Genomic DNA, 25,297 nt, shown 5'->3' with positions numbered 1-25,297 from the left:
GGCGGGAGAGATAATGGACTTCCAATTCGATTGGGTGGACGCATTCACTGACAAGATATTTGGTGGCAACGGATGTGCGGTGGTTCATGGCGGCGCCGCGCTATCCGACGCAACATGCATGGCTTATGTGCGCGAGACGTCTCTGGTCGAGTGCACCTTTACGGGTCCTTCCGAGGTTGCGGACTTTCGCGTGCGATATTTTCTGGCCAGCCGCGAAATCCCCTTTGCCGGACACCCCACAGTTGCCACCGTTGTCGCATTGCGTGCCCGCGGTTTGATTGCTGATGGCGATCTGACACTGGAGACTCTGGCCGGGATCATTCCGGTCAATGTGTCAGATGGCCGGGTGACAATGACGCAGGTGGCACCGGTATTTGGCGCGCATGTGCCTGCTGAGATTGTGGCTCCGGTGGGCGCGCTGGAACCGGGTGATATCTTGGGTACGCCGCAGATCGTTTCAACGGGCTTGCCCTTTTGCGTCACGGTCGTGAAAGATGTCGAGACACTGGCGGGGCTACGTCTCGATCCCGACGCCATGAAGCGGTATGCGACTCATGTCGGCGCGCCAGACGTTGATGCGATGGAGCCTTTCTGGGTCACCTTGTCGGGTGCGACGTCGCATGGGGACACCTTCGCCAGATTGTTACTGGCCCCGCCCAGCCCGCCAGAAGACGCCTTCACTGGTTCTGCGACCGGCGCAATGGCTTGTTATCTATGGGCAAATGGTCTGCTCTCCGACCGGGAATTTGTTGCCGAACAAGGGCATGGTATGGGTCGACCGGGTATGGCTTCCGTCCGTATCTTAGGCTCGCGAGATGATATCAGGGGTGTTGAGGTATCGGGGCAGGGTACCATCGTGATGTCTGGCCAAGTGTTTTTGCCGACCGCGTCGTAATCCTTGCTGTGCAGATTGAAGCCTCACGCGGCTTGCCAGTGCTCACACGCGCTCCAGGATGATTGGCAAACCCCCTTTGGGTTTTGGAATGGGCATGCGTTGCCAGACAGGTGCACGACCTGGCAAATGAATTCTGTTTTTTCGCAGCAAAGTGGCCATGAAGAGCTTTACCTGAAGCGTTGAGAAATGCATGCCGATGCACTTGTGGGCGCCGCCGCCGAATGGCGTCCAGGCAAACTTGTGGCTCCGGTCCTCGACACGTTCTGGTCCAAAGCGATTAGGATCAAATTTGGTGGGGTTGGTGTAAAGCTCCGGCGACAGCATTGTCACCCCGGGGTTCAGCGCCAGCGAAGTCCCCGCGGGAATGTCATAGCCGTTCCAGTGAAAATCGCGTGTTGCAAGACGCGGAATAAACGGAACGGGCGGGACAAGACGCAGCGCCTCGCGAAAGACGTTGTTGGTCTGGGTCATTTTCGAAAGAGCATCTTCGTCTAGTTCACCCTTGCCCAATGACGCGACCTCATGTGCCAGTTTGGCCTGCCACTCCGGGTGTTCTCCCAATGCTGCGATCATGACGGAAAGTGTGGTCGCCGTGGTGTCATGGGCCGCCATGATCAGCAGATTGAACTGATCCAGAATTTCGTCCTCGCTCCAGCTTTGTCCGTTTTCGTCGCGGGCAAGACACATCTGCGAAAAGAAATCTTCACCTCCATTCGCGCGCCTCTCCGGGATCAGCGCGCGGAAGGTTCGCCGCAGAAAGTCACGTCCGCGCACGCCGCGCCACATTGGGGTGAAAGGCAAGGGGTGGCGGATTACCGCGAGAGAGGCGCGGATTTCATCGCGGATGGCGCGATTGACGTCTTTGGCCAGATCACCGTCCAGCGGCAGCCCCATGAAAACAGCCCCTCCCATGCGCAAGGTGAGATCCTTGATCGCGGTGTAAAAGCAAAAGGGGGTCCCGATGGGCCAGGCCGCCAACAAGCTGTCCATCGCTTCGGTCATACGCAGTCTGTAGTCTCTGATGGCAGATGCGCGAAAGGCGGCTGTCATGATCCGCCGATTGCGTCGGTGATGGTCGAAATCCTGAAGCAGCAGGCCACCGGGGTAAATTCGTTTGAGCGCGTCCCACCCGCCTTCAGAGGAAAAAATGCGCTCACGATCCATCAGCACCATTTCCAAAGCATCGGGACCACAGAGATTAACCCGCCAAACTCCCAGCATATTGGTCTTGTAGACGGGCCCGTAGCGCTGAATGTAATCCTGCTGCGTGCCGTAGCTGTCGCGCGCGATGGTGAGCGTGTGGCCGACAATGGGCGGTGTCGGCGGTCCGGGAATATGCGACAGGGCGGCTTTGGTGGGCATGAGGAACCTCGCAGAGCAGGAAAATCTTCAATGCACCCGGGGCGGATGCCTGATGATTTATCCTGTCGCGAGGTTTGTGGTGCCTTAACCTACCGTACGCACGCAACGGCTACGGGACGGCGGCGAAATCTGGTCGAGCTTCGCCCTCTGGCGGCGCGCGGCCAGAAGATGTTTACTCGGCTGCGCTATAGCTAAGCGGGGCTGCCTCTTGCGCATCTTCCTGTTCCGCCAGAAAACGCTCCGCTTCGAGCGCTGCCATGCACCCCATGCCCGCTGATGTCACAGCCTGCCTGTATTTGTGGTCTGTCAAATCACCCGCTGCAAAAACACCTGGGATCGAGGTTTCTGTACTGTCAGGTTTGGTGACTACATAGCCGCCCATATGGGTCTCAAGAACGTCTTTGACCAGCTCGTTGGAAGGTGCATGACCAATGGCTACGAAAACCCCCTTTGCGGGGATTTCGGTAATGTCACCTGTCTTGGTATGCTTCACTCGGACGGCTTCGACCCCCAAGGGGTTTTCTGTGCCAACAACTTCGTCCAACTCGTGAAACCAGAGAGGCTCGATCTTTGGGTTTTTCATCAGACGGTCGATCAGAATCTTTTCGGCGCGCAACTCATCGCGCCGGTGGACCAATGTGACCTTTGATGCGAAGTTGGTCAAAAACAGCGCCTCTTCAACGGCGGTATTGCCTCCTCCGATGACGACGATCTCCTGGCCTCTGTAAAAGAACCCGTCACACGTCGCACAAGCCGATACGCCAAAGCCCTTGAACTTCTCTTCTGAAGGCAACCCCAGCCACTTGGCACGTGCACCCGTTGCCAGAATCACCGCATCGGCTTCATAGGTGGTGCCGCTGTCGCCTCTGGCGACAAAAGGTCTTTTCGTAAGATCCAGGTCGGTGATGATGTCGCCGATAATTTCCGTGCCCATCGCCTTGGCATGTTCCTGCATACGGATCATGAGGTCGGGTCCCTGAACTTCGGTGTCACCGGGCCAGTTTTCCACTTCGGTGGTTGTCGTTAGCTGCCCGCCGGGCTCAATCCCCTGAACCAGTATCGGGTTCAGCATGGCGCGGCTGGCATAGACCCCTGCGGTATATCCTGCGGGCCCGGACCCGATAATAAGGACGCGTGTTTGTCTTGTATCGGTCATTTGGGTTCCCCTAGAAATCATGCCGGCAATACCGGATATATAGAGACGCAGACCGCTCTTAAACCCCTTGCGTGACGGCGTTTGCCACAACTCTGCCTTGCAGCGGACTGAAGGCTGGGAAAGAATCTTGCGCATTTGCGAAACATTATTGCGCACTACTCGGGTGGTGGTATAACAACCGAAAAATCTGGGGGCTCAATGGCTGGAACTGGTCTGGATTCGATTGATCGTAAAATTTTGGCGGAACTGCAAGCCGACGGCCGAATGACCAATGTGGAATTGGCAAAACGTGTCGGCATATCGGCCCCTCCCTGCTTGAGGCGGGTGCGCACCCTGGAAGAGGCTGGCTATATCAAAGGGTATCACGCGGATGTCGATGCGCGCGAGCTTGGCTTTGAGGTTCAGGTCTTCGCGATGGTCGGATTGGCCAGTCAGGCGGAAGCCGATTTGACGGTTTTTGAAAACAAATGTCGTGCGTGGCCGCTCGTGCGAGAGTGCCATATGCTGAACGGAGAGGTGGATTTTATCCTCAAATGCGCTGCCCCCGACCTGTCCAGTTTTCAGCGGTTCCTGACGGGTGAACTGTTGACGACACCCAATGTTGCCAGCGTCAAGACATCATTGGTTATCCGCGGCGCCAAGGATGAACCCGGTGTTCCCTTCGATGTGCTGGAAGAGCGCTTGAGCAACTCTGCCTGAACCTGAAAGGTCAGGCGGCGTTTTGGTCAAGTGAATCTGCCGCACGCGCATATCGCATGGGACCGAAGTCATTGATCTGCGACAGGTGCGGGAAGAGAGACATATAGACCTCTCTTAATGTGTGCGAAAGGGCGCGGAGCGGATTGGGGCCGGGATGAAAGCTCTCGATTTCCAGGCCACTCGCAATTACCGCGGTATGTTGCTGTAGACCCAAATGGAACAACCGGATCGGCGATGGCGGTGTTACGTCGATCACATTTACACCTTCGACGAACGTGTTCGCGGGTGTCATCATGGATTTGCTGGCTACATCGCCGCGCAGATGTGGGGGCGTCTGTAGCAATCGCGCGGACGGGCCCAGGCTGAGAAAGCTGTCTGGTCGCGTGACCCCGAAACTGCCGGCCATGATGCGTGTGAGTGACAGCGCTTGGTTTTGATCCGTTCCGGAAAAAGTCGCAGAGCCAATCCAGGTGATTTGGCTTGCCTTGCCTTCCGCCGTCATTACGCGGTCACCGGGGCAGAGGTCTTCGACGGCGACAACACCTGTTTCCGTTTGCAGTAAAGTTCCGCGCGAAAAGGCTGAAAATGCGGCGTCAAACTGTGGGAGCATCGGTATCTTGCGTTGCCCAACAACGATGCTTCCATCGGTGCGAAGCGCTTTGATTTCGACCATGCGTACGCCAAGAGACGATGGTTTGATCGCCCTGTTTGGGATAGCAGCCGTCAAATCTTGATCCTGCGGGCCAATTCGAAGGCCGTTGACAGGGTGGGTCTTGGTCATGCGCTCACCTTCTCAGGCAGATCACATCCCGTATCGGCCCCCACCGACGAGCACGGAAAGGACAAATCCTGTGCTTTCGTGTTTGTGAGAAAGAAGTGTCGCTGTTCATGGCGCTTCCTGTCAAAAGGGCTTGCCTATTGGCATTTGAACAACGGCAATCGTTTCAGATTGATAGGTTTGTTTCCAGAAATGCCAGTCGTGCCGCCATATTCTAAAAAACAAACGCCCCCCAACGATTCGTCGTCAGGGGGCAGTCGCATTTGGAGGTGTAAGTGTTCTGGTGTTCGTTTGCAGGGCGCGTGATCATCCGATCTGCCGGCGCTCCTTTTCTGCCTCGTTACGTTTTGCGACAAACGCGGCCCTACGGGGGCCGCGTGTCCATGGCAATGTTACTTCCGCTTCAGCGGCCGTTTTGATGATCGATTGGACGAATTTTGCATTGGTTTTCATGATTTGATCCTGCGTATTTTTGTAACTAGGTAACTGCCTCTTCTCGACCCTCAAATTGCCCGATCAATTGGGCTGGTTTTTGGCAAGACCGCAAAAAATTTAGCAAAATGATCTTCATATTCTCCGCGAATATGGACGAAATGCCTTAATCTTGGGTTTCGCGTGATTTCGTTATGATTCTTGCGCATTGAAGTTGATAAAGCGTTGCCAATCCCCGCTGACTTGGAGGATTGTCCACGGCAACTGGGGCGGCTTGGTGGCTCATCGGGCCACATTTCTGCCATTTTGCGTCGATTTTACAAAGAGATGGCTGCGATCAGGCGCCCGTAGTCAGCCTCTTTTGCATGGGTCGCACGCCGGTAGGAAAAGAAGCGATCTGCATCAGAATAGGTGCAGTGTCGCGTCCATTCGGCTCTGCCAATGCCTGCCTGACGCAGACGGGATAACCCAAATGCCGGGAGATCGAACTGGAGCTTATCGCCCTGGCCTTGCGCAAAAAACTGGGCATGGGCGGGATTCTCGGACATGAACGTATCGAAGAACTCCGGGCCAACTTCATAGGCTGATTGCGAAATGGAGGGGCCAATCACTGCAGAGATATCCCCGCGTTCGGCACCCAGGGCACACATTGCATCAATGGTTGCTTCCAGGATGCCATCCAGCGCGCCGCGCCAGCCGGCATGTGCCGCGCCGATCACACGCTTTTGGGGGTCTGCGAAAAGAACCGGCTGGCAGTCTGCGGTGAGGACCGAAAGAGCCAGCCCCGGTTGATCGGTCACCAACGCATCGGCACGCGGTTTTTCGGAAAAGGGAGCCGATACGGTTATTGCCTTGGCCGAATGTATCTGGTGGACACCCAGCAGGTTATCCGGTGTCACACCCATCGCTTCTGCAACACGCGCGCGGTTGATAGCGACGATCTCCGATTGATCGGAACTTCCCTGTCCGCAGTTGAGGCCTGAAAAAACGCCCGACGACGCCCCGCCGCGCCGCGTGAAGAATCCATGTTTCAACGGCGACAGGCTATCGGAAGTGAGAATCTCTAGTGTCATTTTTCCAACCCGGGCGGGGGAGGGCCGTCATTCGGAAACAAGCCCATCACTTTGAACAGGTTTCCCATTTCATCTGGATGCGTCAAGCGTCGATGTCCTGCGATGTGGGTCTCAAGCGCCGGACCGCTAAGGTGCTCTGCAAGCGACTGCGCCCTTTGGGTAATGCCCAGGCGCTCCAGGAAAACGCCTTGAGGTGTTAGCCGTGTATGCGCGCAAGGGGCAGCCTCAGCCAGCGCTTCGAAGTCAACATGGGCTGTGAGATCTGCCTGACCGGGATCGACAAGGGGGTCGGCAGGCTGGTGCGCCCTGACGGCCTGGAACGTGTCCCCAAGGCTGCGCCATGCACCATAGTCAATGATCAGGGCCGCCCCGCCATGTCGGTTGATCCTGCCGCCAACCTCATGGATCACCGGAGCCGCAGCGGGCGAATATTCGACCACATCTCCCGGTTTGGTCTCCGCAAGGCGATAGGCGAGGGCAGGCTGCGGCAGTTCAGGGCCGTAGCCCATGGCGAGTTGATCATTCTGAGCGCCGACTTGGGTTTCACGCCAATTTGTCTCGGAACGGGAAAATTGCCGGATGGGCAGAGCGTCGAAGAACTCATTGGCGATCGCAAACAGCGGCCTGTCCGGCAGATCGGTAACGGAGCCGAGAGTGTCAATCTCATAGTCTGAGAGCATTTGCTGTTGAAGCACCTTCAACCGGGGCGATGCTTCAATCAGAGTGATACGTGCCGCTGCATGAAACCCGTCGATCCCGCGTGTCGCACGAAGTGCGTCGGCCATCAGCGTGCCTCTGCCGGGGCCAAGTTCGGCGAGCGTGAATTGCTGGGGACGTCCTTGTTCCATCCAGCATTGCGCGAGGCAAAGACCGATCAACTCGCCAAACATTTGACTAACTTCCGGGGCGGTAATGAAATCGCCCTCGACACCGAAAGGCATATGACAGGTGTAATACCCATGGGTTGGGTGTAACAGGCACTCAGCCATATAGTCGGCAAGGCTGATGGGTCCGTTTTGTGCGATGCGCATCAGAAGGACATCGCGCAGGTTCATGAGCTGCGGCGCGCGTTTGTGATCAGCCATATCCCAATGAGTATCATGGGGAGAGACAAGATTTGGCCCATTGTGAGCCCCCATCCTGAAAGGTGCCATACCAGCCCCAGAGGGTTGCCATCCGTGATGAACTGCGCGTCGGGTTGGCGAACGAACTCAACTGCAAAGCGGGCGCAGCCGTAACCCGCGAAGAAAACGCCAGCGACGAGGCCCGGCGTTTTCAGCGCACCAAGGCGCCACACCAGCCAGATCAGAATGGCGCCTAACAACAGGCCCTCCAGTCCTGCTTCGTAAAGCTGAGATGGATGTCGTGCGCAGACCCCCGCCACGGCGGGGCAATGCTGTGCCGCCTCCGTTGGAAAGGCAACGCCCCACGGCAGATCAGTGGGTCGTCCCCATAGCTCCGCATTGATGAAATTTGCAAGGCGTCCCAACAAAAGCCCAGGCGGCACACCAAGCGCCATGACATCTGCCGCGCTCAAACGTGGAATGCGATGCCGTTGCGTAAAGAGAAAGCCGGCCAGAATGACACCGAGCAAACCGCCATGAAATGACATTCCCCCTTGCCATACAGCGAGAATTTCACCGGGATTTTGCGCGTAATAGGCGGGTTGGTAGAAGGCAACATATCCCAATCGTCCTCCGAGAATGACGCCCACGATCACCCAAGTCAGCAAATCCTCGATCTGGGTCGGGGTCATGACAACGGTGTCGTTTCGCCACAGGCGGGGCGTCTTTACCGCGAGAACAGCCAGGCGCCAGCCGATCAGAATGCCACCGATGTAGGCCAGCGCGTACCAGCGCAGCGCCAGCTCAAATCCGAAGATGGAGATCGAGAAGATCTCCGGTGAGATATCGGGGAAAGGCAGCAGGGCACGCATGCCGCATCCTTGCCCGCGGCATCATGGGGAAGTCAACCTTGCAGGAGTAGGCTTTTGGCACCATATAGCACTTGTGAACAGCCGGAGGCGACAGATGCAAACGCGCAATAAGATTTTCGACGATATCTCTCAATTGATGACGAATGCGATGGGCGTGGCTCAGGGCGCACGTGATGAAGCAGAAACAGCGATGAAGAGCATGATGGATCGCTGGCTTGCCGATCGTGATTTCGTCACTCGAGAGGAATTCGATGCGGTTCGCGCGATGGCGCAAAAAGCACGTGAAGAGAATGAAGCTCTGAAGGCCCGGCTTGATGCGCTTGAGAGCAAACCAGATTAAGACCCCATTATTTATTCTTCACCGAGGGGGGCTGCGCGTTAACTTCTAGGCGCAAAAGTCGGCCATTCTCGCCGGATTTGTTCACCATTTGTTAAGAATGGTAACATTTTGGGGTGGGTACTCGCTTCATCCACAACTTATTGCGGTTACCCACAAGAAAAGGGTTGCCATGATCCGCTTCTGACCTCACCATATCTTGTATAGGCACGGGGGCTCGCCCCGGTCTGTAGAGTAGGCACCTAGCATTGGGGGCCGTCGCCGGTCCGCAGCGCTAGCACGATAATAAAAGGTGACACCATGGCCTTGTCCGAGCAGTATTTGGAAGACGACATTCACCCCATCGACATTGTTGAGCATCTGGCAGCCCATCACGAGTGGGATTTCGACCGTATCTCGGACGAGCAGATCGCCATGGCGGTTGAAGGTCAGTGGCGTACCTATTCATTGACATTGGCGTGGTCTGCATTTGACGAAACGCTCCGGATGATCTGCACCTTTGACATGGAGCCTCCGTCTGAGAAGCTTCCAGAACTTTATGAGCTTCTGAATCATGTGAATGACCAGTGTTGGGCGGGTGCGTTCACTTTCTGGGCTGAACAGAAACTGATGGTGTATCGCTACGGCCTTGTTTTGGCAGGCGGGCATGTTGCGAGTGCAGATCAGATCGACACGATGATCGGGGCCGCCGTCATGAGCGCTGAACGTTATTATCCAGCGATGCAGTTGCTGGTCTGGGGTAATCAGTCGCCCGAGCAGGCGCTGCAAGTCGCCATTGCAGAGGCCTACGGTCGCGCGTAAAACTTCGCCCCGGGACATATGGATTTCGGGGGCTCCAAAAAATGAAAACCGGGCGTATTGCGGACCAGGGGTTGGTTCTTCTGGGATGCGGAAAGATGGGATCTGCCATGCTGGCGGGTTGGATGGCAAGGGGGCTTCCGGCTGGTTCAGTTTGGGTTGTAGATCCTCACCCCTCGGATTGGTTGTCGTCGACGGGCGTGCATGTCAACGAAACCTTGCCAAAGACGCCCGCCATTGTTCTCGTGGCGGTAAAGCCGCAGATGATGGCAGAGGCCTTGCCGACGCTCAAAGCCATGGGCAATGGCGATACCTTGTTCGTCAGTGTGGCTGCGGGCGTTACCATTGCAAGATTTGAAGAGATTTTAGGCGATCAGACACCCATTATTCGAGCGATGCCAAATACGCCTGCTGCGATCTCCAAAGGGATTACCGCGATTATCGGCAACGCAATTGCGGGTTCAGCGGCGCTGGGGGAAGCGGAGGCGCTTCTTACAGCGGTGGGCGAGGTCGTCAGACTGGAAAATGAGACCCAGATAGATGCGGTCACGGGTGTAAGCGGTTCAGGTCCGGCCTATGTTTTTCACATGATTGAAACCATGGCCGCAGCGGGTGAGGCCCAGGGGCTCGATCCGGAATTGGCTCTGAAGCTCGCGACAGCGACGGTTGCGGGTGCCGGGGCATTGGCGCAGGAGGCCGATGACCCCCCGGCGCAACTGCGCATCAATGTGACCTCTCCCAATGGAACAACGCAGGCCGCCCTTGAGGTGCTGATGGATCATGAGAAAGGCTTTCCGGCGTTGATGGACCGGGCAGTGGCAGCCGCAACACAAAGATCAAGGGAACTGGCCAATGGATGAGATCAGCTTTGATGAGTTCCTGAAGGTCGACATTCGCTGCGGGACAGTGATCCGGGCCGAAGCTTTTCCGGAAGCCCGCAAACCCGCGATTAAGATGTGGGTTGATTTTGGGCCGGAGATCGGAGAGCGCAAAACCTCTGCGCAGATCACGGCGCATTACGCGCCCGAAACGCTTGTGGGCAAGCAGGTCATGGCCGTGGTGAATTTTCCGCCGCGCCAAATCGGACCCTTTATCTCCGAGGTTCTGGTACTGGGTGTGCCTGATGATGCGGGCGAAATCGTATTGCTGTCACCTGATATGCAGGTGCCCGCCGGAGGACGCATGCATTGACAAAGGTTTTGATGACACGGCCCCTGCCGGAGGCGGTGCAAACCAAGGCCGCCGAATTTTTTGATCTGACCGTTCGGCCGCTGACATCACCGCTGACGGTCGAAGAAATGCGCGCTGCCTTGTCTGATTTCGACGGTGTTGTCCCGACATTGGGCGATATGTTCTCCGCGGAGATATTTGCGGCACAGCCTGATTGGCGATGTCGCATCCTGGCGAATTTCGGCGTTGGCTATAATCATATCGATGTCGAAGCAGCCAGGTCCAAAGGCCTGGCTGTCACCAACACGCCCGGCGCGGTCACCGATGCCACCGCAGATATCGCGATGACCCTGATGCTGATGAGCGCCCGGCGGGCGGGCGAGGGTGAACGCCTTTTGCGCGCGGGACGTTGGGAAGGCTGGCATCCCACGCAACTCCTGGGCATGCATCTGGGGGGCAAGACCGTCGGTATCGTGGGTATGGGGCGGATCGGTCAAGCCATTGCACGGCGGTGCCATTTCGGCTTTGGCATGAACGTGGCGTACCATAGCCGATCGGCCAAGACGCTTGATTTTCCTGCCGAGCAAATGAGCAGCCTTCTGGAACTCGCGGGCGCTGTAGATGTGCTTGTTATTGCCGTTCCCGGAGGAGACGCCACCCACCATTTGATCAACGCGGGGGTTCTGGACGCTATGAAGAGCCACGCGCATCTGATCAACATCGCGCGCGGCAATGTCGTGGAAGAGGCCGCTTTGATCGACGCGTTAACAGCGCAGAAGATTGGCGGCGCGGGTCTGGATGTTTATGAGTTTGAACCGGATGTGCCGATGGCGCTGCGGATGTTGGAGAATGTTGTCCTGCTGCCCCATATCGGGACGGCGGCCCTGGAGGTGCGCGAAGATATGGGGATGATGAGCGTTGAGAACCTCAGGGCGTTCTTCGCGGGCGAAACGCCACCGAACGCGGTTTGAGACTCTAGCCATCCCCAACCGCTTCACGCCAGTGGCGGCGACACAGAGACAAATAGGTTTCGTTCCCGCCAATCTGGACCTGCGCGCCGTCTCGCAAGGCTTTGCCATCGGCATCCATACGAACAACCATCGTGGCTTTCTTGCCGCAGTGACAGATCGTTCGGACCTCACGCATCTCATCGGCAAGTGCCAGTAACGTCGCCGATCCTGGGAAAAGCGCGCCCTGAAAATCCACCCGTAAACCAAAACACATCACCGGCACGTGCAGATCATCCACGGCTCTTGCCAACTGCCAGACCTGCGCTTCGGTCAGAAACTGCGCCTCGTCCACAAACACGCAGGCCGCGGGTCCCGCCTCCAAACGCTCTGCGATGCGCTGAAAAAGATCGTCGTCTGATGCAAATGTATCCGCTTTTTCCCCAATCCCGATGCGTGACGCGATGCGCCCGTCGCCTGCGCGATTGTCAAATTGCGCGGTGAGCAGATAGGGTACCATGCCGCGCTCACGGTAATTGTGGGCCGCTTGCAGTAAAACGGTCGATTTGCCCGCATTCATGGTAGAGTAATGAAAATAGAGCTTGGCCATGGCGGCTTGATATTCCGGAGGTTCACAACCCGCAAGTGCCGTTGAACCCATTGCAGGAGCCTGCGCGCAACTGCCGACCCGACGTCGGCCTGCCAATCCCAAAACGGCAGAACGCAACTAGGCTCCAACCCGAAACCGACGCTGGGAACGTCGGCCACTCACTAATCCCCCGAACAATGGGAGTGTTTTTATAAATGACATTTCCCTGACATCGGATTAATGGAAAAACCGATACCGTTTTCCCCCTTGTGGAAATTGCGTAAAATTTGAGTTGGATGAGGTTCATATGACGGCCATCGGGAGATACCTGAAGAAGCACACTGAGTCGCTGGTGAAAGATGTCGGGATTGAACAGGCCTGCAAATTGACCGGTAAATCCAAGGCGACGCTGGGGCGCTATTATTCGGACCATGATGAACATGCTGATCGGTTCATGCCGATCGAGGCAGTTGCCCTGCTGGAGCAAGCAGCGAAGTACCCGCATGTCACGGGAGCGCTGGCTGAGTTGTCGGGCACCTCCCTGCAGTACGACGAGCGCCGTCCAAATGATGAGCGCCCGGGGGGTGTCAATGCGGATGTCATTGCGCTGAGCCAGCGATTTGCCATGCTGATGGGTGAATATCAGCAATCCATGGAAGATGGTAAGATCACGGTCAATGAAGCCAAACGGCTGCTGCGGGAAACCGGTCTGCTACAGCAGGTTCTGATTGATATGAAACTGCATCTGGAAAATGATCACGGGGCTGTCTGACCGGCTGCTATCCGTGTTTTTCGACCAGCACTGAGCCCACCGAGTACCCCGCGCCGAACGAGCAGATCAGACCTTTGTCGCCATCTTCCAGGTCGCTGGAGTACTTGGAGAAAGCGATGATGGAACCAGCCGACGAGGTATTTGCATAATCCTGTAGGATATTGGGTTGTTCGGATGGTGCTGGCGTGCGGCCCAGAACTTTACGCCCGATGAAGTCATTCATCGTCTTGTTCGCCTGATGCAGCCACAGACGTTTCAGATCATCTGCACCCACGCCGTCCTCCTGCATGTGCGCGGCGATGTGATCGGACACCATCGGCAGCACTTCCTTGAAAACCTTGCGCCCGTTTTGCATGAACTGCATATCGCGGCGATCTGCCATTCCTGCCGGGCGCGAGCGCCGCAAATAGCCGTTGTTGTTGCGGATATTGTTTGAGAAATCGGTGGCGCAGCGTGTTGATTTGATTTCGAAATAAGGCCCGCGCGCGTCTTCTGCACGTTCGATCAGGGTGGCTGTCGCGACATCACCGAAGATGAAGTGGCAATCGCGATCACGCCATTCCAGATGCGCCGAACAAATCTCGGGGTTGATGACCAAGGCACTGGAAATACTGCCGGATTTCACCATATCGGCGGCCGCCTGTATCCCGAAAGTCGCAGAGGAACAGGCCACATTCATATCGAATGCAAAGCCCCGAATGCCAAGCAACTGCTGAATCTCGATAGCAACGGCAGGGTAGGCGCGCTCCATATTGGAAGCCGCGCAGATGACAAGATCGACGTCCGAGGCGGATTTTCCGGCCATATTGAGAGCTTTGCGCGCTGCATCCAGCCCCATCTCTGCCATCAGCGAAGGTTCGTCATCCTGGCGTTGATGCAGCAGCGGATGCATGACCGTCGGGTCGAGCACACCTTCTTTGTCAATGACATAGCGCTGATTGATGCCCGAAGCCTTGACGATGAACTCCTCGGATGAATACTCCTTTGCCGCGATCTCCCCCGTCGCGATCTGCTCTGCGTTTTCCGCGTTGTGGAGATCGACGTAGGCGTTGAAAGCTGCCACCAGCTCTGCGTTGGTGATGACGTTCTGTGGGGTGAAGACACCGGTGCCGGTGATCGCGGGTATGTGCATTTTCAGAAGCTCCTGCGGGGTCGCGGAATATGGCCGGGAATGCGACCCGGGGTCAAGTGTGACGGCGCGTGACATGCGTGCACAACCTGTGCACAGACCGTACACCGCGCGGTGCAGGCCGTGGACGGCAAGTGGCGGCCTTCATATGAGCGGTCGTGTTCTGAGCGTTTCCAGCTCCAGCTGCGCGACGGAGGCCAGCTCTCCCAGATCATGGATTTTCAACTCGCGATCTGCCCAGACAGCAAGTTGTCGTTCGCGCAGGCGGGCCAGCGTTTTGTTGGTGTGCACCAGCGACAATCCCAAAGCATCCGCGATATCCTGTTGCTTGAAGGGAAAAGGCATGGTGCCGTTCTGAACCATGCCAAGGGCGTCACCGCGCTGAAACATCCGCACCAGCGCCCAGGCCACCGCTGAGAGGGCATCACGCTGGCCCACGGTGGTCAGGGTGTCACCGAGAAAATGTTCCTCTGTGGCGGCCAGCCAGGTGATGTCAAAGGCCCGGGAGGTCGAGCTGCGAAAGAAATCAAAGAAGTCACCCCGGTCAAAAACGCAAAGCGTCATGTTGGTCGTGGCCTCTACCGAGTGCCCCATTTCTCCCAGCATCCCCGCCTGAAGGCCAATGAAGTCGCCGGGGAAGATGAAGTTGACGACCTGTCGGCGACCATCCGGCAAGGTTTTGTACCGCAGGCCCATCCCGCGCAACGCCGTGTAGAGTTGTGGCGCGTTTGATCCTTCCATCAGGATCGGCGTCCCCGGATCAACGGATAACTCACCTGATTTGAACCGCTGGGTCTTTTCCAACTCGTCCTGCGTCATGTCGTCAAAGAAGGATTGCCTGCGAAGCGGGCATGCTTTGCAGTCGGTGACCATAAATATTCCTCTTGCTATGTCATAGATTAATGCAGGAAGCCGCAAAGGGTTCCATGATGAGGTTCGAAATCCGGGAGCATCGCATTGGAACAGACCTTATTCGTCGGCATCGTCGTGAGCGATCCGCTGATATCTCATGACATCGCAGGTATTTTTGCCTTCTGGCGGGCGGGTTCTGTTTGCCGGGTGTTCGGCTCGATCGACGCGTTGCGCGCACTACCACCCAATGATTTCAATCCCGGGTTGGTGTTCATCGCAGCGACAAGGGCCGGATACCTAGATGTCGGCCCAAAGGATTTTCTGTGGCTGCAACAGCGTGCCGTCATCACGCTCGACGTGAAGGAAAATACCTATTTTCCCCATTGGCGGCATCTGACGCGGCCCTTCACGCAGGAACAGGTGATCCAGGCAGCGCAACAATTATTGAAGCCGGAAGCTGTAAACCAGTCACGCACGGGATAGGGCCGCGCGGGATTTTTGCTACTTGACCGGCTCCCCTTTTGGAACGGCGGTGGGGTCACCGATCTGCACCATTTGCTTTTTCATCCGTTCGCGCACGTCCCAGATGCCGGTCCAGCCCTTGGGCATGACGAAGGTGTCGCCGGCGGTAAATTCCTGTGTGCTTCCGTCCGCGTTGGTGATCACAAGCCGCCCGCTGATCATCAGCACATATTCGGTGAAGGGGTAATCGATGAGACGGGTCTGGCTGACGTCCGCCTCCCAAACCCCAACGCGCACGATTGTCTCATCCGCATGGGTATCGTCGAAGGTAATTTTTTGCCCGACATAGACGCCGGGTTTGACGGGGAGTTCTTCGGTCGGCGTTGCGCTGTCGACAATCGCAATTGGCGGTGCCGTTTCCGCGCTCCCCATTGTTGCCGACAGCATTGTCAGGCCCGTTAGCCAGTAAGCAAGGCGCATGGTCTTCCTTCCCAAGTTGGTAATTTGTTAGTGGTAGCTCCAAAGCGTAAGGTTCAGGCGCTGGGCTGTCTACGGGGGGACACCGCGACCTTCGTCTACCATGGAATTGAGCACCACAGTTGACGCCCGGAGCGTGCCGACGCGTCGGTTGCCGATCCTCCTGGGCGATGGTGCTTGGCCATCGTCGCAGCCCTGTCTATAGAAGACGCGCGGGGGCCGCGGGGCGGCTATGCTCAGGCAAGAACCCGAAAGATGTCAACGGAAGTGCTGATCACGGCGCTGATGCAGAGGGTCCTTCCCGAATGAGCGCACCAACACCCCTGGACCTTGCCCATGCCGCCATGGAGGCCGCCCCCGCAGATGATGCGGCGCGGTTGCGATTTTACGAACGTCTGGCGGCATCGGAATTGTTCCTGATGCTGGCGCAGGAAGCTGCGGGCGACGAGCAGATTTCCCCGGAGGTCTTTGATCTTGGCGAGGCGCGCTATGTGCTGGTGTTTGACCGCGAGGACCGGTTGGCCGAGTTTGCGGGTCAGGTGGTGCCTTATGTGGCCCTGTCGGGCCGGGTTTTGTCCGGCATGCTGGCAGGTGAGGGTCTGGGGCTTGGGGTCAATCTGGAGGTGGCCCCTTCGGCCATCCTGTTGCCTGAGAGCGCTGTGACATGGCTGCATGAAACCCTGGGTCATTTGCCGGATGAGGTGGAGGCAACCATCGCGCAGGTGCATCCACCAACCGGGTTGCCCGAGGCCCTGATCACGGCGATCGACAGCAAACTGGCAACCGCGATGGGTCTCGCGCAATGTGCCTATCTTGTCGGCACAACGGATGATGCGGGCAAGCGGGGTCATCTGTTGGGGTTTCTGGGGGCCATTCCGGAGGCTCAGGACGCGCTGGCCCGCGCTGCCGCCGAGGCCCTGACCTTTTCAGGTCTGGAAGCAGGCGCGATGGACGTGGGGTTCTTTCGGGCCTCTGACCCGATGGCCCGTAGGATGGAAACCGCAGGTCTGCGCTTTGATCTGCCGCAATTGCAGGCCCGCGCGCCGACGGCGGTGATCCCGCCCGGCAGCGACCCCGAGACCCCGCCCAAGCTGCGCTGAGCGCGCCCGAAACGCCTAATTTTTCACACGTTTGTTCACATCACGGGTTTGCCTCATCACAACGCTGCGAGAGCGGGGCGCATGGGGGTGCCAAAGGGGGTTTCCTGCGCCTAAATGGAATAACGTGGCCACGGTCACCGCGTCCCATATGTTTGACAGGAGCCTGAAATGACCCGTTTTTCGTTACTAATTGCCGGTGCGGCAACCGCTTTGACCTTTGCTTCCGCGGCCCTTGCGGGTCAACAATATGTCGACCCCACGGGCTATGCGGTTTCAGGGTTCGATGTGGTGGCCTATTTTGATCTGGCGCAATCGCCGGTGGGTGCAGACCAACCTCAGGCCGTGCCAGGTGACAAAGACATCACGGCCGCCTACAATGGCGCGGTTTTCGCCTTCTCCTCCGAGGCCAACAAAGCGAAGTTTCTGGCGGATCCTGAGAAATTCGTTCCCCAGTACGACGGGCATTGCGCTTATGGTGTGGCACAGGGCGGGAAGGTTCCGGGCAACCCCAATTTGTGGCGCATTCTTGATGGCAAACTTTATCTCAACATCACGCCAAATGTGGTCGGGTTCTGGGAAGAAGACATCCCGGGCAACCTACAGCTATCCGAGACAAATTGGGTCAGTATTGAAGGTGACGCGGCCTCAGACCGTCCGATCCCGCTCTATGAAAGCACCGCACCGGTGCAGTAGCCATGTCTGACCCCGAAACACGCCCCGCACCCGGCAACCCCCGAAACCGCTACACGCGGCGGGGCCTTCTGGCGCTGGGCGTGATCGGCGTGGCCACCGGCGGGGGTTTTGCCGCGCGGTGGTTCAATATCTGGGCAGAAAACGGCGAGAACGCTCTGAGTGCGCCGGATGCCCATTCCGCTGCCAGCAACGGGGATATCCTGCTGGTCGATATCAGACGCCCGGACGAATGGGCGCTGACAGGTATTGGCGAGGGCGCGATGCCGCTGGACATGCGGCGCAAGGATTTCATCGCGGTGCTGACGGCAGCGGTTGAGAATGACACCACGCGGCCCGTCGCGCTGATCTGCGCGCGCGGGGTGCGCTCCCGCAAACAATCTGCCAAGCTCTTCGAGGCTGGCTTTACCCGCATCATCGACGTGCCCGAAGGCATGCTGGGCTCCGGCGCGGGACCGGGATGGCTCAAACGCGGCCTGCCGGTGCGCAAGGAGAGCTGAATGACAAGACTGCTTGCGCTGCTGGCCGCTGTGTGGCTGGGCTGGACGGGGGCTGCCACTGCGGGATGTGGGGCCAGTGCGGATCCCTGCGAAATCAATTTGGGTGCCTATCACGTCCGTCTGCCGGACGGAGAGATCAAGGGTGCCATTTTGTACATTCACGGCTACGGCGGCTCGGGCGCGGGCGCGCTACGGCCCAAGGATTGGGTCAATACGGCGCTTGCACGCGGCTACGCGTTGATTGCGCCGGACGGTATCCCCTATGCCGAAGGGCGCGGGCGCGGCTGGTCCTTCATCCCCGGACGCCGGATTTTGCGCGACGAGCCGGTTTTTCTGGCGGCGGTGCGCGATGACGCGGCCCGGCGGTTTGGTTTTGATCCCGATCAGGTCATTTTGAGCGGGTTTTCCATTGGCGGTTCCATGACCTCCTACATGGCCTGCCAGCAGCCCGACGCCTTTGCTGCCTATGCGCCGGTGGCGGGCGGCTTCTGGCGGCCCCATCCGACAGAATGCGCGGGGGCTGTCCGGCTGTTGCACACTCACGGATGGACAGATGGCACCGTGCCGCTGGAAGGTCGGGTGCTGCGCGGTGAAGATTCCACCGACCCGGGCGCGCTGATGCAGGGCGATATCTTTTATACGCTGCGCATGTGGCGCGAAGTCAACGCCTGCAACCAGTTGCGCGCGGACCGTTTCGTGACCAAAGGCGCCTTCATGCGCCGCGCCTGGGATCGCTGCGCCGATGGCTCCGCGCTGGAATTCGCGCTCTTTCCTGGTGGCCATGTGGTGCCGGACGGTTGGGCGGAGATGATGCTCGACTGGTACGAAGGGCTTTAATCGCCACGCCGGTTTTTTCGAAGGGGTTGGGCAGTTCAAAAGACCCTTTGAACTGCCGTTGCATCGTGATCGTGAGGACGCTGTTCCGCCGAAAACACAGTTCTATTCAGCGGGGATTTGACTGCTGCCCAACACGGTTCGCATTTGGCTGCGGGCGACACGCGCGCGCGCGACAATGGCCGGTTCGCGCAGCGTATGCGGGCTTTGCATGCGCAACCCACCGGGCAGGGAGCGGGGCAGGGGCCAGGCGCTGAGCGCCGACAGGGGTACAGCCAGACATAAGCTGGCGGCGATCGGAATAAGCCAGAGCGACACGAGCCCTGACAGCAAGCCCGCCAGCAGGACCAGACCAAGCACGGTTTCCATCCAGTGAAAGCGGATCAGCGTTTTCAGCGGATAGGCGTTGGCATTGCGTGACTGCGCCGCCCAGGCGTCGGATTTGCCAAAGGCCGCCCGCAGCACGGCGCGGGTCTGCTGGATCATCATCACCGGGGCATAGGCGATGGAGAGGATAATCTCGACCACGAATGCCATCAGGAACGCGGCGCGCCCGCCGTAGACCCGCGTTGCCTTGGGGTGCAGCGAAATGATGCCCGCGCCGACCATCTTGGGGGCCAGCAGCATGGCGTACATGATGATCAGGAAGACGGCGGAATCAATATGGCTCATCTCCGGCGGCCAATCGGGAAAGAGCGGATTGGTTTCGTTGAAATAGCGCACGATGTTGGTCTCGGAATCCTTGCCGAGCAGCGCCCAGATCACCAGCAGCACGAACCACGCAGGCGACAGCAGATAGCTGACAGCCCCATGAAGCAGGTGAAACCGCGAGACCGGGTGCAGACCGGCGGTGCGCAGCAGACGGAGGTGTTGCAGGTTGCCGCGGCACCAGCGCTGGTCACGCAGCACGTAATCGATCAGCGTGCCGGGGGTTTCCTCGAAACTGCCCGAGACACGGGGCAGAAAACGCACCCGCCAACCGGCACGGCGCAAGAGGCCTGCTTCGACAAAATCATGGCTGAGGATCAGTTCTTCGCGCCCCTTGCGCCCTTGCAGATAGGGCAGACCGGCAGAGGCGGCGAAGGCGCGCGTGCGGATGATCGCGTTGTGACCCCAGTAGTTGCCTTCACTGCGGGCCCATTTAGCAAGGCCCTCGGCCAGCAACCAGCCATAGGCGATGTTGGAGAATTGCTGCAACCGGGCGAAAAGCGTCTCCGCGCCGATCAGCATCGGGAAGGTCTGAATCAACCCGGCGCGCGGATCAACGCTCAGCTCATCGGCGAGCCGGTCAATGGCGCGGCCCGTCATCAGGCTGTCGGCGTCCAGCACCACCATGGCCTCATAAGCCGCACCCCAACCGGTGATCCAATCCACTAGGTTGCCGGTTTTTTTGTCGGTGTTGTCAGCGCGGCGGCGGTAATGCACATCCATGTTTTTGGGCGCATTGGCGCGCAGCATGTCGAAGGCCCGCGCCTCATCCGCGGCAATGGCGTCATCGCGCGTGTCAGAGAGCACAAAGAGCGTGTAGTGATGGCGCGTGTCGCGCCGTGCGAGATCATCAAGCATCGCCGTGGCGTTGCCGAAAACATCGCTGGCAACCTCATTATAAATGGGCACCAGCAGGGCCACATCCATCGGTTTGACATCCGCGCGCGGTCGTTGCTGGGCGTTTTCGCGCGCCAGAAGGCCCGCGATGGCCACGCCCACGGTACTGACCGACAGAGTGACCCAGATGAAGGTCATGCCGATCATCGCCAACAGCGCCCATTCCAGACCGGTCATGCCGGTCTCCGCAAGCCAGCCGTAAAGACCGGAGACCAGCAGAGCGGTGCACAGAAGGGCCGGGACAAAGAGTGCCAGCCGCCACAGCAGCGTGCGGCGCGGCGATTGATCCGACAGGTTTTCATGCGCCAACGGCGGGGCGGTCAAGTCCTGCACGCGCATGTTCAGCGGCGCGCGCGGCGGCATACCCGGGGGGGTCGTGTCACTGATATGCGCGCTGAAATCTCTCATCCGGTTGTCCAACGGTAAAGCCACACTTCGCTCAAGGGGGCGCCATCCAGACGCAGTTGCGCCCGGAATTCGATGTAGCGGGCATCCTCGGGCTGAAAGGTAAACGCCAGACGCGGCCCATTGGTTTCAGGATTTCTTTGCACAAGGCCGGGGCTCACGGTTCCGGCGCTGCCCCGCAACACGATATCGAGGCGGGCGAGGTCTTCGGGCACCAGCGCGCCATCCTCGAAATCAATGGCCACGATATTGCCGCCCTCAGGGCGCCCGCCAATGGCCGTGTTCAACACGCGCAAGGGCATATCGGCATTGGGCGCGGGGTCTGCGCCCCAGTCGAGCTGGTAGCTCATCTTGTGGCTGGTCCCGGCGAGGATAGGTTCCGACGGTCGCCAATAGGCCACGATATTGTCGTAAATCTCCAGATCGGCGGGGATTTCGACAAGCGTGACCGAGCCGCGCCCCCAGTCTTCCTGCGGGGTGATCCAGACGGAAGGGCGCGAATGGTAGAGCGCTTCGAGATCGGCATAATCGCGGAAGGCGCGGGGCCGTTGCATCAGGCCAAACCCACGCGGGTTGGTGTCCGCAAAGGCGCTGATCTGCAGGGTCAGCGGGTTGGCCAGCGGACGCCAGATCACTTCGCCTGCGCCGTTGTGAATAAGCAGCCCGTCGCTGTCATGAACCGCCGGGCGGAAGTCATCGAACCGCTGCCGCATGGTTTCGTCAAAAAGAAACATGGATGTCAGGGGGGCGATGCCGACATGGGTCATATCGCTGCGCGCGAAAATCTCTGCCGAGACGGCCATGCGCAGGGTGTCCCCATGGGCAATGTCAAACCGGTAGGCCCCGGTGCAGCTGGGGCTGTCGAGCAGCGCGTGCAGCACCACCGAGCCCGAGCCCGGTTGCGGCGTTTCCAGCCAGAAGGCGGTGAAATCGGGGAATTCCTCACCCATCGGATCACCGGTTTTCAGCGCCAGACCGCGCGCGGACAACCCGTAGGTTTCGCCGGTGCCGATGCCGCGAAAATAGCTCGCGCCCTGAAACACGGCGTATTCCTGAAAGATGCCCGCCTGTTCCAGTTCGGCCCGCAGACGCAGCCCGGAATAGCCAAGCGTCGCGTCGATCTCCACATCCGGGAATTTGTCGGTGGTGTCAAAGACGCCCATGTCAAAAGCCAGAGGGCGCGCGGTTCCGTCCTCGACCACATTGACCTCGACCGCCTGGGGGAAATAAAGCCCCGGCGGGAAGACATCAACGCGCTGGGGTTTGTCGCTGTCTTCCCAAAGCGCGTTGCGGCCATCGAACCAAATCTTGCGATACTGGTCATAGGTCAGATTGCGCCAGCTTTCGGGGATCAGCGGACGGGGCATGTAGTCTTTTTGCGCGAGTTCCATGGCGCGCATCCGCACGGTTTCCGCGTCAAAGGGTTGGGCATCGCCCAGTTGCAACCCTGGTTCTGCGGCAAATCCAGCCGATGGAACGGCGGCCAGCGCCGCCAGCGATTTGAGCACATCACGACGCAGCATCAGCGGTCCACCTTCTTGCGCCAGGGCTGGCTCTTGTACCAGCCCGCGCCGTAAGCTGCGAGCACCAGCACGGCCATACCGGCAAAATTCACGGCAACGACCGTCCATGTATCGCGCCCGATGTTGTCCATCACGAAACCGCTGACTCGGGCGGTGAACATGCTGACGATGAAGACCGCAAGCGATTGCTGCCCGACCTTGAGGATGATCGCGAGGATGTTCTGCCAAAGCCGCGCCAGCATCCCGCTGCCTTCGGCCAGAAGCCGCGCGCCCTTGTCGCCTGCGGCCACCCAGCACAGATAGGCAAGGGCGAGGAAATGCACATAGCGCAGCAGGCCGAAATCGGATTTGGTGATCCAGATGCGGTTGGCAATGCGCCAGTCGCGCGCCCAGTCAAACCCGAATTCACGCACGCCGATGTTGGAGAGCGGAATATTCGCCACAACCAGAAGCGTCGCCAGACCGATCAACAGGGGTGTCACGGGGGGTTTCGGCAACCAGCCCCGCATGAAGGCAAAACCGGTGAAAAAGATCAGCTGCCAACCGAAGGGATTGAAAAACCACTTTCGCTCTGACCAGGGTTCGGCGGGCAGGCCGAGATGATACTCGCCCAACCCGATCTCCGCCAGAATGCGACGCTGGGCAAAAAGCCATACGGCACCGACAAACAGCGCCACCAGTCCCAGATGCACCCGTGACAGCGCCATGATCAAAGGCATCATCACCAGCACGACCATATACATGGGCAGGATGTCGAAATAATTGGGGACATAAGTGAGCGTCAACAGGCCAACAAGCTGAGGTCCAGGTTCTTCAAAGAACTTCCAAAGGTTGAGCGTGCCGATATAGACCTTGTCGTAAGCACCGGTCATGTCGATGGCGGCAAGCAAGGTGGCCACGGCGAAAAAGAGCCCGATGTGCGCCCAATAAACCTGCCAGACCCGGAAACTGACCCGCGCGGTGCCCAGCTTCCAGCCTACCGTGTCATAGGCGCGCCCGAAGGCGATGGCCGAGGCCATGCCCGAACAAAAGACAAAGATTTCCGTGGCATCCGAAAATCCCCAACGGGCCGGAATCCAGGAGGTGAAAAAGTTGCCGGGCGTATGCGCAAACAGGATGATGAACATCGCGATGCCCCGGAAAAAATCCAGACGCAGATCGCGCTGCTTGGACACCGGTGCCGCCTGAGAGGCAGCAACCGTAGCGCTGGGCGCAAGGTGAGAGGGATCGGCAAGTGTCATGGCCGGTCTTTATGCTCTGTGAAAAGATTTGTCATCAGGGGCAACGCGTTACTGTGCGGGAATGCGCCGAGCCTGATCGATGGTGGCAAGGCGTGTGTTGGTGAACCGGTCGCGGCGGCCTGCACGGCGTGCCAGGCGGTCTTGAATGACGGCCTCTGTCTGGTCATAGCGACCTGCGCGCAGACCGGCATCAATGGTGATGCGTTCAAAGACATCACGCTGGGCGTGGCTGCCGCCGATGGACTGCATCGCCGGGCGTGCGGCGATCAAATCCCCGAAGGCGGCGTCATAACGGCCTTCAGCAAAGGCGTTGAGGCCGGAAAGCGCTGCAACACCGGGGTCCGCATAGCGCTGCGGCATCTCGCCGGTGTTCGCGGCGTCTTTGGCAAAACGTTGTGTCATGGCGTCTTTGGCTTCCCCCCTGTCAGCCCCCGTCAATGCCAGCATATAGTGCAAATCTGCGAAAACGACACATCCGTCATCTGTGCGGTTCTGTGCGAGGTCTGCGAGTTCTTCCCAACGCGGGCCGACGTCGATGCCTTCAAGCTCCAGCCGCACCAGCAATGAGGTTGCGTTGGAAATATCGCGGTAGTCATCGGTTTTATCCGCGCGTATTTGGGCGTCGTAAAGGCCCAGGGCCACGTCCATTTCTCCCTGATCCATATGTAGCAGCGCCTTGTGCCACCAGACGTGATAGCGGAAGTTGTTGCAATGATCCCAGGCGTTTACGTGGCTTTCGATCAGTTTGATGCCCATGTCCGGGCGCGCGGTCATGTCGTAAACATGGGTGATGGCATGCAGACCCCATGAATCGTCGGGGGCCAGTAGCAGACCCTCGCGTCCGGCGGCCTCTGCGCGGTCATAATCGCCGGTTTCCTCAAGCGCAAAAGCGTGACATCCCAATGCGAATCCCCGGCAGGCGTGATCGGAACCATGTGCCTCCAGAACTCGCTCGATCGAGCGGCGCATGCCCGCGGCATCTCCCAGAATGAAACGGATGGCGTGGCTGACTTTGGCCGAAAGCGTATCAGCGGGATGGGCATCCAAAGCGCATTCCATGGCGGCAACAGCTCCGGACGGACGCCCGTCGAGCCAGTGCTCCAGCGCCTTGACCCACAGCGCTTCGCGGTGGGTCAGGGAGGTCGCGGCCTGCGCCTCCCGGGCATGCCGTGCCGCCTCATGCGCGACGCTCACCATCTCCGCCCGGCCCAGCATCAGCGAAAACAGCCCGCGCGCGGCATGGCCCATGGCAAAATCAGGATGGCTGGACAGCACCGCGCCCAAATGAGTAGGCGTCGCAGTCCCATGCGCCAGAAAGGCGCGGATCATGCCGTTCCATTCATCCAGAGCCTCTGGCGTGGAAAGCGTAACAGGGCTGTGACAGATATCATACATCATTGGGATCGCGCCTTTTTTATCAAACTGGGAATTGTTTAACGCAATATCGGGGGCCGCGAAGGTTCTGGCGTGCCGTTACACGCCAACGTGAAGTGCCGTGTTGGGATTCTGCCTATGTTTCAGGATTTCGCTCCCGA

At 58.7% G+C, this 25,297-nt stretch carries 28 protein-coding genes; 13 read left to right on the top strand and 15 right to left on the bottom strand.

The window, feature by feature from the left end; genetic code table 11:
* Positions 1-13 precede the first annotated feature (13 nt).
* A complete protein-coding gene (locus ACOTTU_RS10385) occupies positions 14-895 on the top strand; it encodes a PhzF family phenazine biosynthesis protein (protein ID WP_425657851.1) in 882 nt (293 codons plus the stop codon).
* Between the two features lie 42 nt (positions 896-937).
* On the opposite strand, the gene ACOTTU_RS10380 is transcribed toward ACOTTU_RS10385, so the two are convergent.
* Both ACOTTU_RS10380 and trxB read right to left on the bottom strand, forming a co-directional pair.
* Positions 938-2,257, bottom strand: coding sequence for a cytochrome P450 (locus ACOTTU_RS10380; protein WP_425657849.1), 1,320 nt, complete (start codon positions 2,255-2,257; stop codon positions 938-940).
* Positions 2,258-2,429: 172 nt separating this feature from the next.
* The gene (gene trxB, locus ACOTTU_RS10375; RefSeq protein WP_298920708.1) at positions 2,430-3,413 is read right to left on the bottom strand and encodes a thioredoxin-disulfide reductase; all 984 of its coding nucleotides are present in this window, start codon (positions 3,411-3,413) and stop codon (positions 2,430-2,432) included.
* A 198-nt stretch (positions 3,414-3,611) separates the two neighbouring features.
* Between trxB and ACOTTU_RS10370 the strand changes: the two genes are divergently transcribed.
* Complete coding sequence (locus ACOTTU_RS10370; RefSeq protein ID WP_298920710.1) at positions 3,612-4,112, top strand: Lrp/AsnC family transcriptional regulator; 501 nt, start codon at positions 3,612-3,614, stop codon at positions 4,110-4,112.
* Positions 4,113-4,122: 10 nt separating this feature from the next.
* On the opposite strand, the gene ACOTTU_RS10365 is transcribed toward ACOTTU_RS10370, so the two are convergent.
* From ACOTTU_RS10365 to lgt, 5 genes are all read right to left on the bottom strand, one after another.
* Entirely contained in the window at positions 4,123-4,893 is a 771-nt protein-coding gene (locus ACOTTU_RS10365) for a Hint domain-containing protein (RefSeq protein WP_425657846.1), read from the bottom strand.
* Between the two features lie 303 nt (positions 4,894-5,196).
* Positions 5,197-5,343 carry a hypothetical protein gene (locus ACOTTU_RS10360; RefSeq protein ID WP_425657844.1) on the bottom strand — a complete coding sequence of 49 codons (147 nt, stop codon included), beginning with the start codon at positions 5,341-5,343 and terminating at the stop codon, positions 5,197-5,199.
* A 296-nt stretch (positions 5,344-5,639) separates the two neighbouring features.
* On the bottom strand, positions 5,640-6,395 hold the full coding sequence (pgeF, locus tag ACOTTU_RS10355) for a peptidoglycan editing factor PgeF (protein ID WP_425657842.1): 756 nt from the start codon (positions 6,393-6,395) through the stop codon (positions 5,640-5,642).
* Complete coding sequence (locus tag ACOTTU_RS10350; protein ID WP_425658346.1) at positions 6,392-7,450, bottom strand: class I SAM-dependent methyltransferase; 1,059 nt, start codon at positions 7,448-7,450, stop codon at positions 6,392-6,394. The genes pgeF and ACOTTU_RS10350 overlap by 4 nt, the downstream gene beginning before the upstream one ends.
* A complete protein-coding gene (lgt, locus tag ACOTTU_RS10345) occupies positions 7,447-8,331 on the bottom strand; it encodes a prolipoprotein diacylglyceryl transferase (protein ID WP_425657840.1) in 885 nt (294 codons plus the stop codon). Before lgt ends, ACOTTU_RS10350 begins: the two co-directional genes overlap by 4 nt.
* Positions 8,332-8,425: 94 nt before the next feature.
* On the opposite strand from lgt, the gene ACOTTU_RS10340 reads away from it, so the two are divergent.
* From ACOTTU_RS10340 to ACOTTU_RS10320, 5 genes are all read left to right on the top strand, one after another.
* On the top strand, positions 8,426-8,671 hold the full coding sequence (locus ACOTTU_RS10340) for an accessory factor UbiK family protein (protein ID WP_298920719.1): 246 nt from the start codon (positions 8,426-8,428) through the stop codon (positions 8,669-8,671).
* A gap of 297 nt (positions 8,672-8,968) precedes the next feature.
* Positions 8,969-9,469, top strand: coding sequence for a YbjN domain-containing protein (locus ACOTTU_RS10335; protein WP_298920721.1), 501 nt, complete (start codon positions 8,969-8,971; stop codon positions 9,467-9,469).
* Between the two features lie 41 nt (positions 9,470-9,510).
* Entirely contained in the window at positions 9,511-10,326 is an 816-nt protein-coding gene (proC, locus tag ACOTTU_RS10330) for a pyrroline-5-carboxylate reductase (RefSeq protein WP_425657839.1), read from the top strand.
* Entirely contained in the window at positions 10,319-10,657 is a 339-nt protein-coding gene (locus tag ACOTTU_RS10325; RefSeq protein ID WP_298920724.1) for a tRNA-binding protein, read from the top strand. The genes proC and ACOTTU_RS10325 overlap by 8 nt, the downstream gene beginning before the upstream one ends.
* Before the next feature lie 11 nt (positions 10,658-10,668).
* A complete protein-coding gene (locus ACOTTU_RS10320) occupies positions 10,669-11,607 on the top strand; it encodes a 2-hydroxyacid dehydrogenase (protein ID WP_425657837.1) in 939 nt (312 codons plus the stop codon).
* A 4-nt stretch (positions 11,608-11,611) separates the two neighbouring features.
* Here ACOTTU_RS10320 and ACOTTU_RS10315 read toward each other — a convergent pair whose 3' ends face one another.
* Positions 11,612-12,193, bottom strand: coding sequence for a thymidine kinase (locus ACOTTU_RS10315; RefSeq protein WP_425657835.1), 582 nt, complete (start codon positions 12,191-12,193; stop codon positions 11,612-11,614).
* Positions 12,194-12,479: 286 nt separating this feature from the next.
* On the opposite strand from ACOTTU_RS10315, the gene ACOTTU_RS10310 reads away from it, so the two are divergent.
* Positions 12,480-12,944: a hypothetical protein gene (locus ACOTTU_RS10310; RefSeq protein ID WP_298920728.1), complete on the top strand. Its 465-nt coding sequence runs from the start codon at positions 12,480-12,482 to the stop codon at positions 12,942-12,944.
* Between the two features lie 7 nt (positions 12,945-12,951).
* Here the strand turns inward: ACOTTU_RS10310 and ACOTTU_RS10305 are convergent, their stop codons facing one another.
* The gene (locus ACOTTU_RS10305; protein ID WP_425658344.1) at positions 12,952-14,076 is read right to left on the bottom strand and encodes a beta-ketoacyl-ACP synthase III; all 1,125 of its coding nucleotides are present in this window, start codon (positions 14,074-14,076) and stop codon (positions 12,952-12,954) included.
* Between the two features lie 141 nt (positions 14,077-14,217).
* A complete protein-coding gene (locus tag ACOTTU_RS10300; protein WP_298920730.1) occupies positions 14,218-14,946 on the bottom strand; it encodes a Crp/Fnr family transcriptional regulator in 729 nt (242 codons plus the stop codon).
* A gap of 84 nt (positions 14,947-15,030) precedes the next feature.
* Between ACOTTU_RS10300 and ACOTTU_RS10295 the strand changes: the two genes are divergently transcribed.
* Positions 15,031-15,408, top strand: a complete 378-nt coding sequence (locus ACOTTU_RS10295; RefSeq protein ID WP_425657832.1) for a hypothetical protein — start codon at positions 15,031-15,033, stop codon at positions 15,406-15,408.
* An 18-nt stretch (positions 15,409-15,426) separates the two neighbouring features.
* On the opposite strand, the gene ACOTTU_RS10290 is transcribed toward ACOTTU_RS10295, so the two are convergent.
* The gene (locus ACOTTU_RS10290) at positions 15,427-15,867 is read right to left on the bottom strand and encodes a cupin domain-containing protein (RefSeq protein ID WP_425657830.1); all 441 of its coding nucleotides are present in this window, start codon (positions 15,865-15,867) and stop codon (positions 15,427-15,429) included.
* Between the two features lie 302 nt (positions 15,868-16,169).
* Here ACOTTU_RS10290 and ACOTTU_RS10285 point away from each other — a divergent pair, with 302 nt between their 5' ends.
* The 4 genes from ACOTTU_RS10285 (at position 16,170) to ACOTTU_RS10270 (ending at position 18,991) form a co-directional block, all read left to right on the top strand.
* A complete protein-coding gene (locus tag ACOTTU_RS10285; protein WP_425657829.1) occupies positions 16,170-16,964 on the top strand; it encodes an SseB family protein in 795 nt (264 codons plus the stop codon).
* A gap of 168 nt (positions 16,965-17,132) precedes the next feature.
* Positions 17,133-17,657 (top strand): YHS domain-containing (seleno)protein, encoded by a 525-nt coding sequence (locus ACOTTU_RS10280; RefSeq protein ID WP_425657828.1) that lies wholly within the window; start codon positions 17,133-17,135, stop codon positions 17,655-17,657.
* A 2-nt stretch (positions 17,658-17,659) separates the two neighbouring features.
* Complete coding sequence (locus ACOTTU_RS10275) at positions 17,660-18,154, top strand: rhodanese-like domain-containing protein (protein ID WP_425657826.1); 495 nt, start codon at positions 17,660-17,662, stop codon at positions 18,152-18,154.
* Entirely contained in the window at positions 18,155-18,991 is an 837-nt protein-coding gene (locus ACOTTU_RS10270) for an alpha/beta hydrolase family esterase (RefSeq protein ID WP_425657824.1), read from the top strand.
* A gap of 102 nt (positions 18,992-19,093) precedes the next feature.
* Here ACOTTU_RS10270 and mdoH read toward each other — a convergent pair whose 3' ends face one another.
* From mdoH to ACOTTU_RS10250, 4 genes are read right to left on the bottom strand one after another with little or no spacing between them, the layout of a single operon-like run.
* Positions 19,094-21,001, bottom strand: a complete 1,908-nt coding sequence (mdoH, locus tag ACOTTU_RS10265; RefSeq protein WP_425657822.1) for a glucans biosynthesis glucosyltransferase MdoH — start codon at positions 20,999-21,001, stop codon at positions 19,094-19,096.
* Complete coding sequence (locus ACOTTU_RS10260) at positions 20,998-22,521, bottom strand: glucan biosynthesis protein (RefSeq protein ID WP_425657820.1); 1,524 nt, start codon at positions 22,519-22,521, stop codon at positions 20,998-21,000. The genes mdoH and ACOTTU_RS10260 overlap by 4 nt, the downstream gene beginning before the upstream one ends.
* Positions 22,521-23,762: an OpgC family protein gene (locus ACOTTU_RS10255; RefSeq protein WP_425657819.1), complete on the bottom strand. Its 1,242-nt coding sequence runs from the start codon at positions 23,760-23,762 to the stop codon at positions 22,521-22,523. The genes ACOTTU_RS10260 and ACOTTU_RS10255 overlap by 1 nt, the downstream gene beginning before the upstream one ends.
* 48 nt (positions 23,763-23,810) lie before the next feature.
* A complete protein-coding gene (locus ACOTTU_RS10250) occupies positions 23,811-25,160 on the bottom strand; it encodes a tetratricopeptide repeat protein (protein WP_425657817.1) in 1,350 nt (449 codons plus the stop codon).
* Positions 25,161-25,297 lie beyond the last annotated feature (137 nt).

Source organism: Roseobacter sp. EG26 (assembly GCF_049830555.1).
In the GTDB taxonomy this organism is placed as follows: Bacteria; Pseudomonadota; Alphaproteobacteria; order Rhodobacterales; family Rhodobacteraceae; genus Roseobacter.
This window is presented reverse-complemented; position numbering and strand designations above follow the sequence as displayed.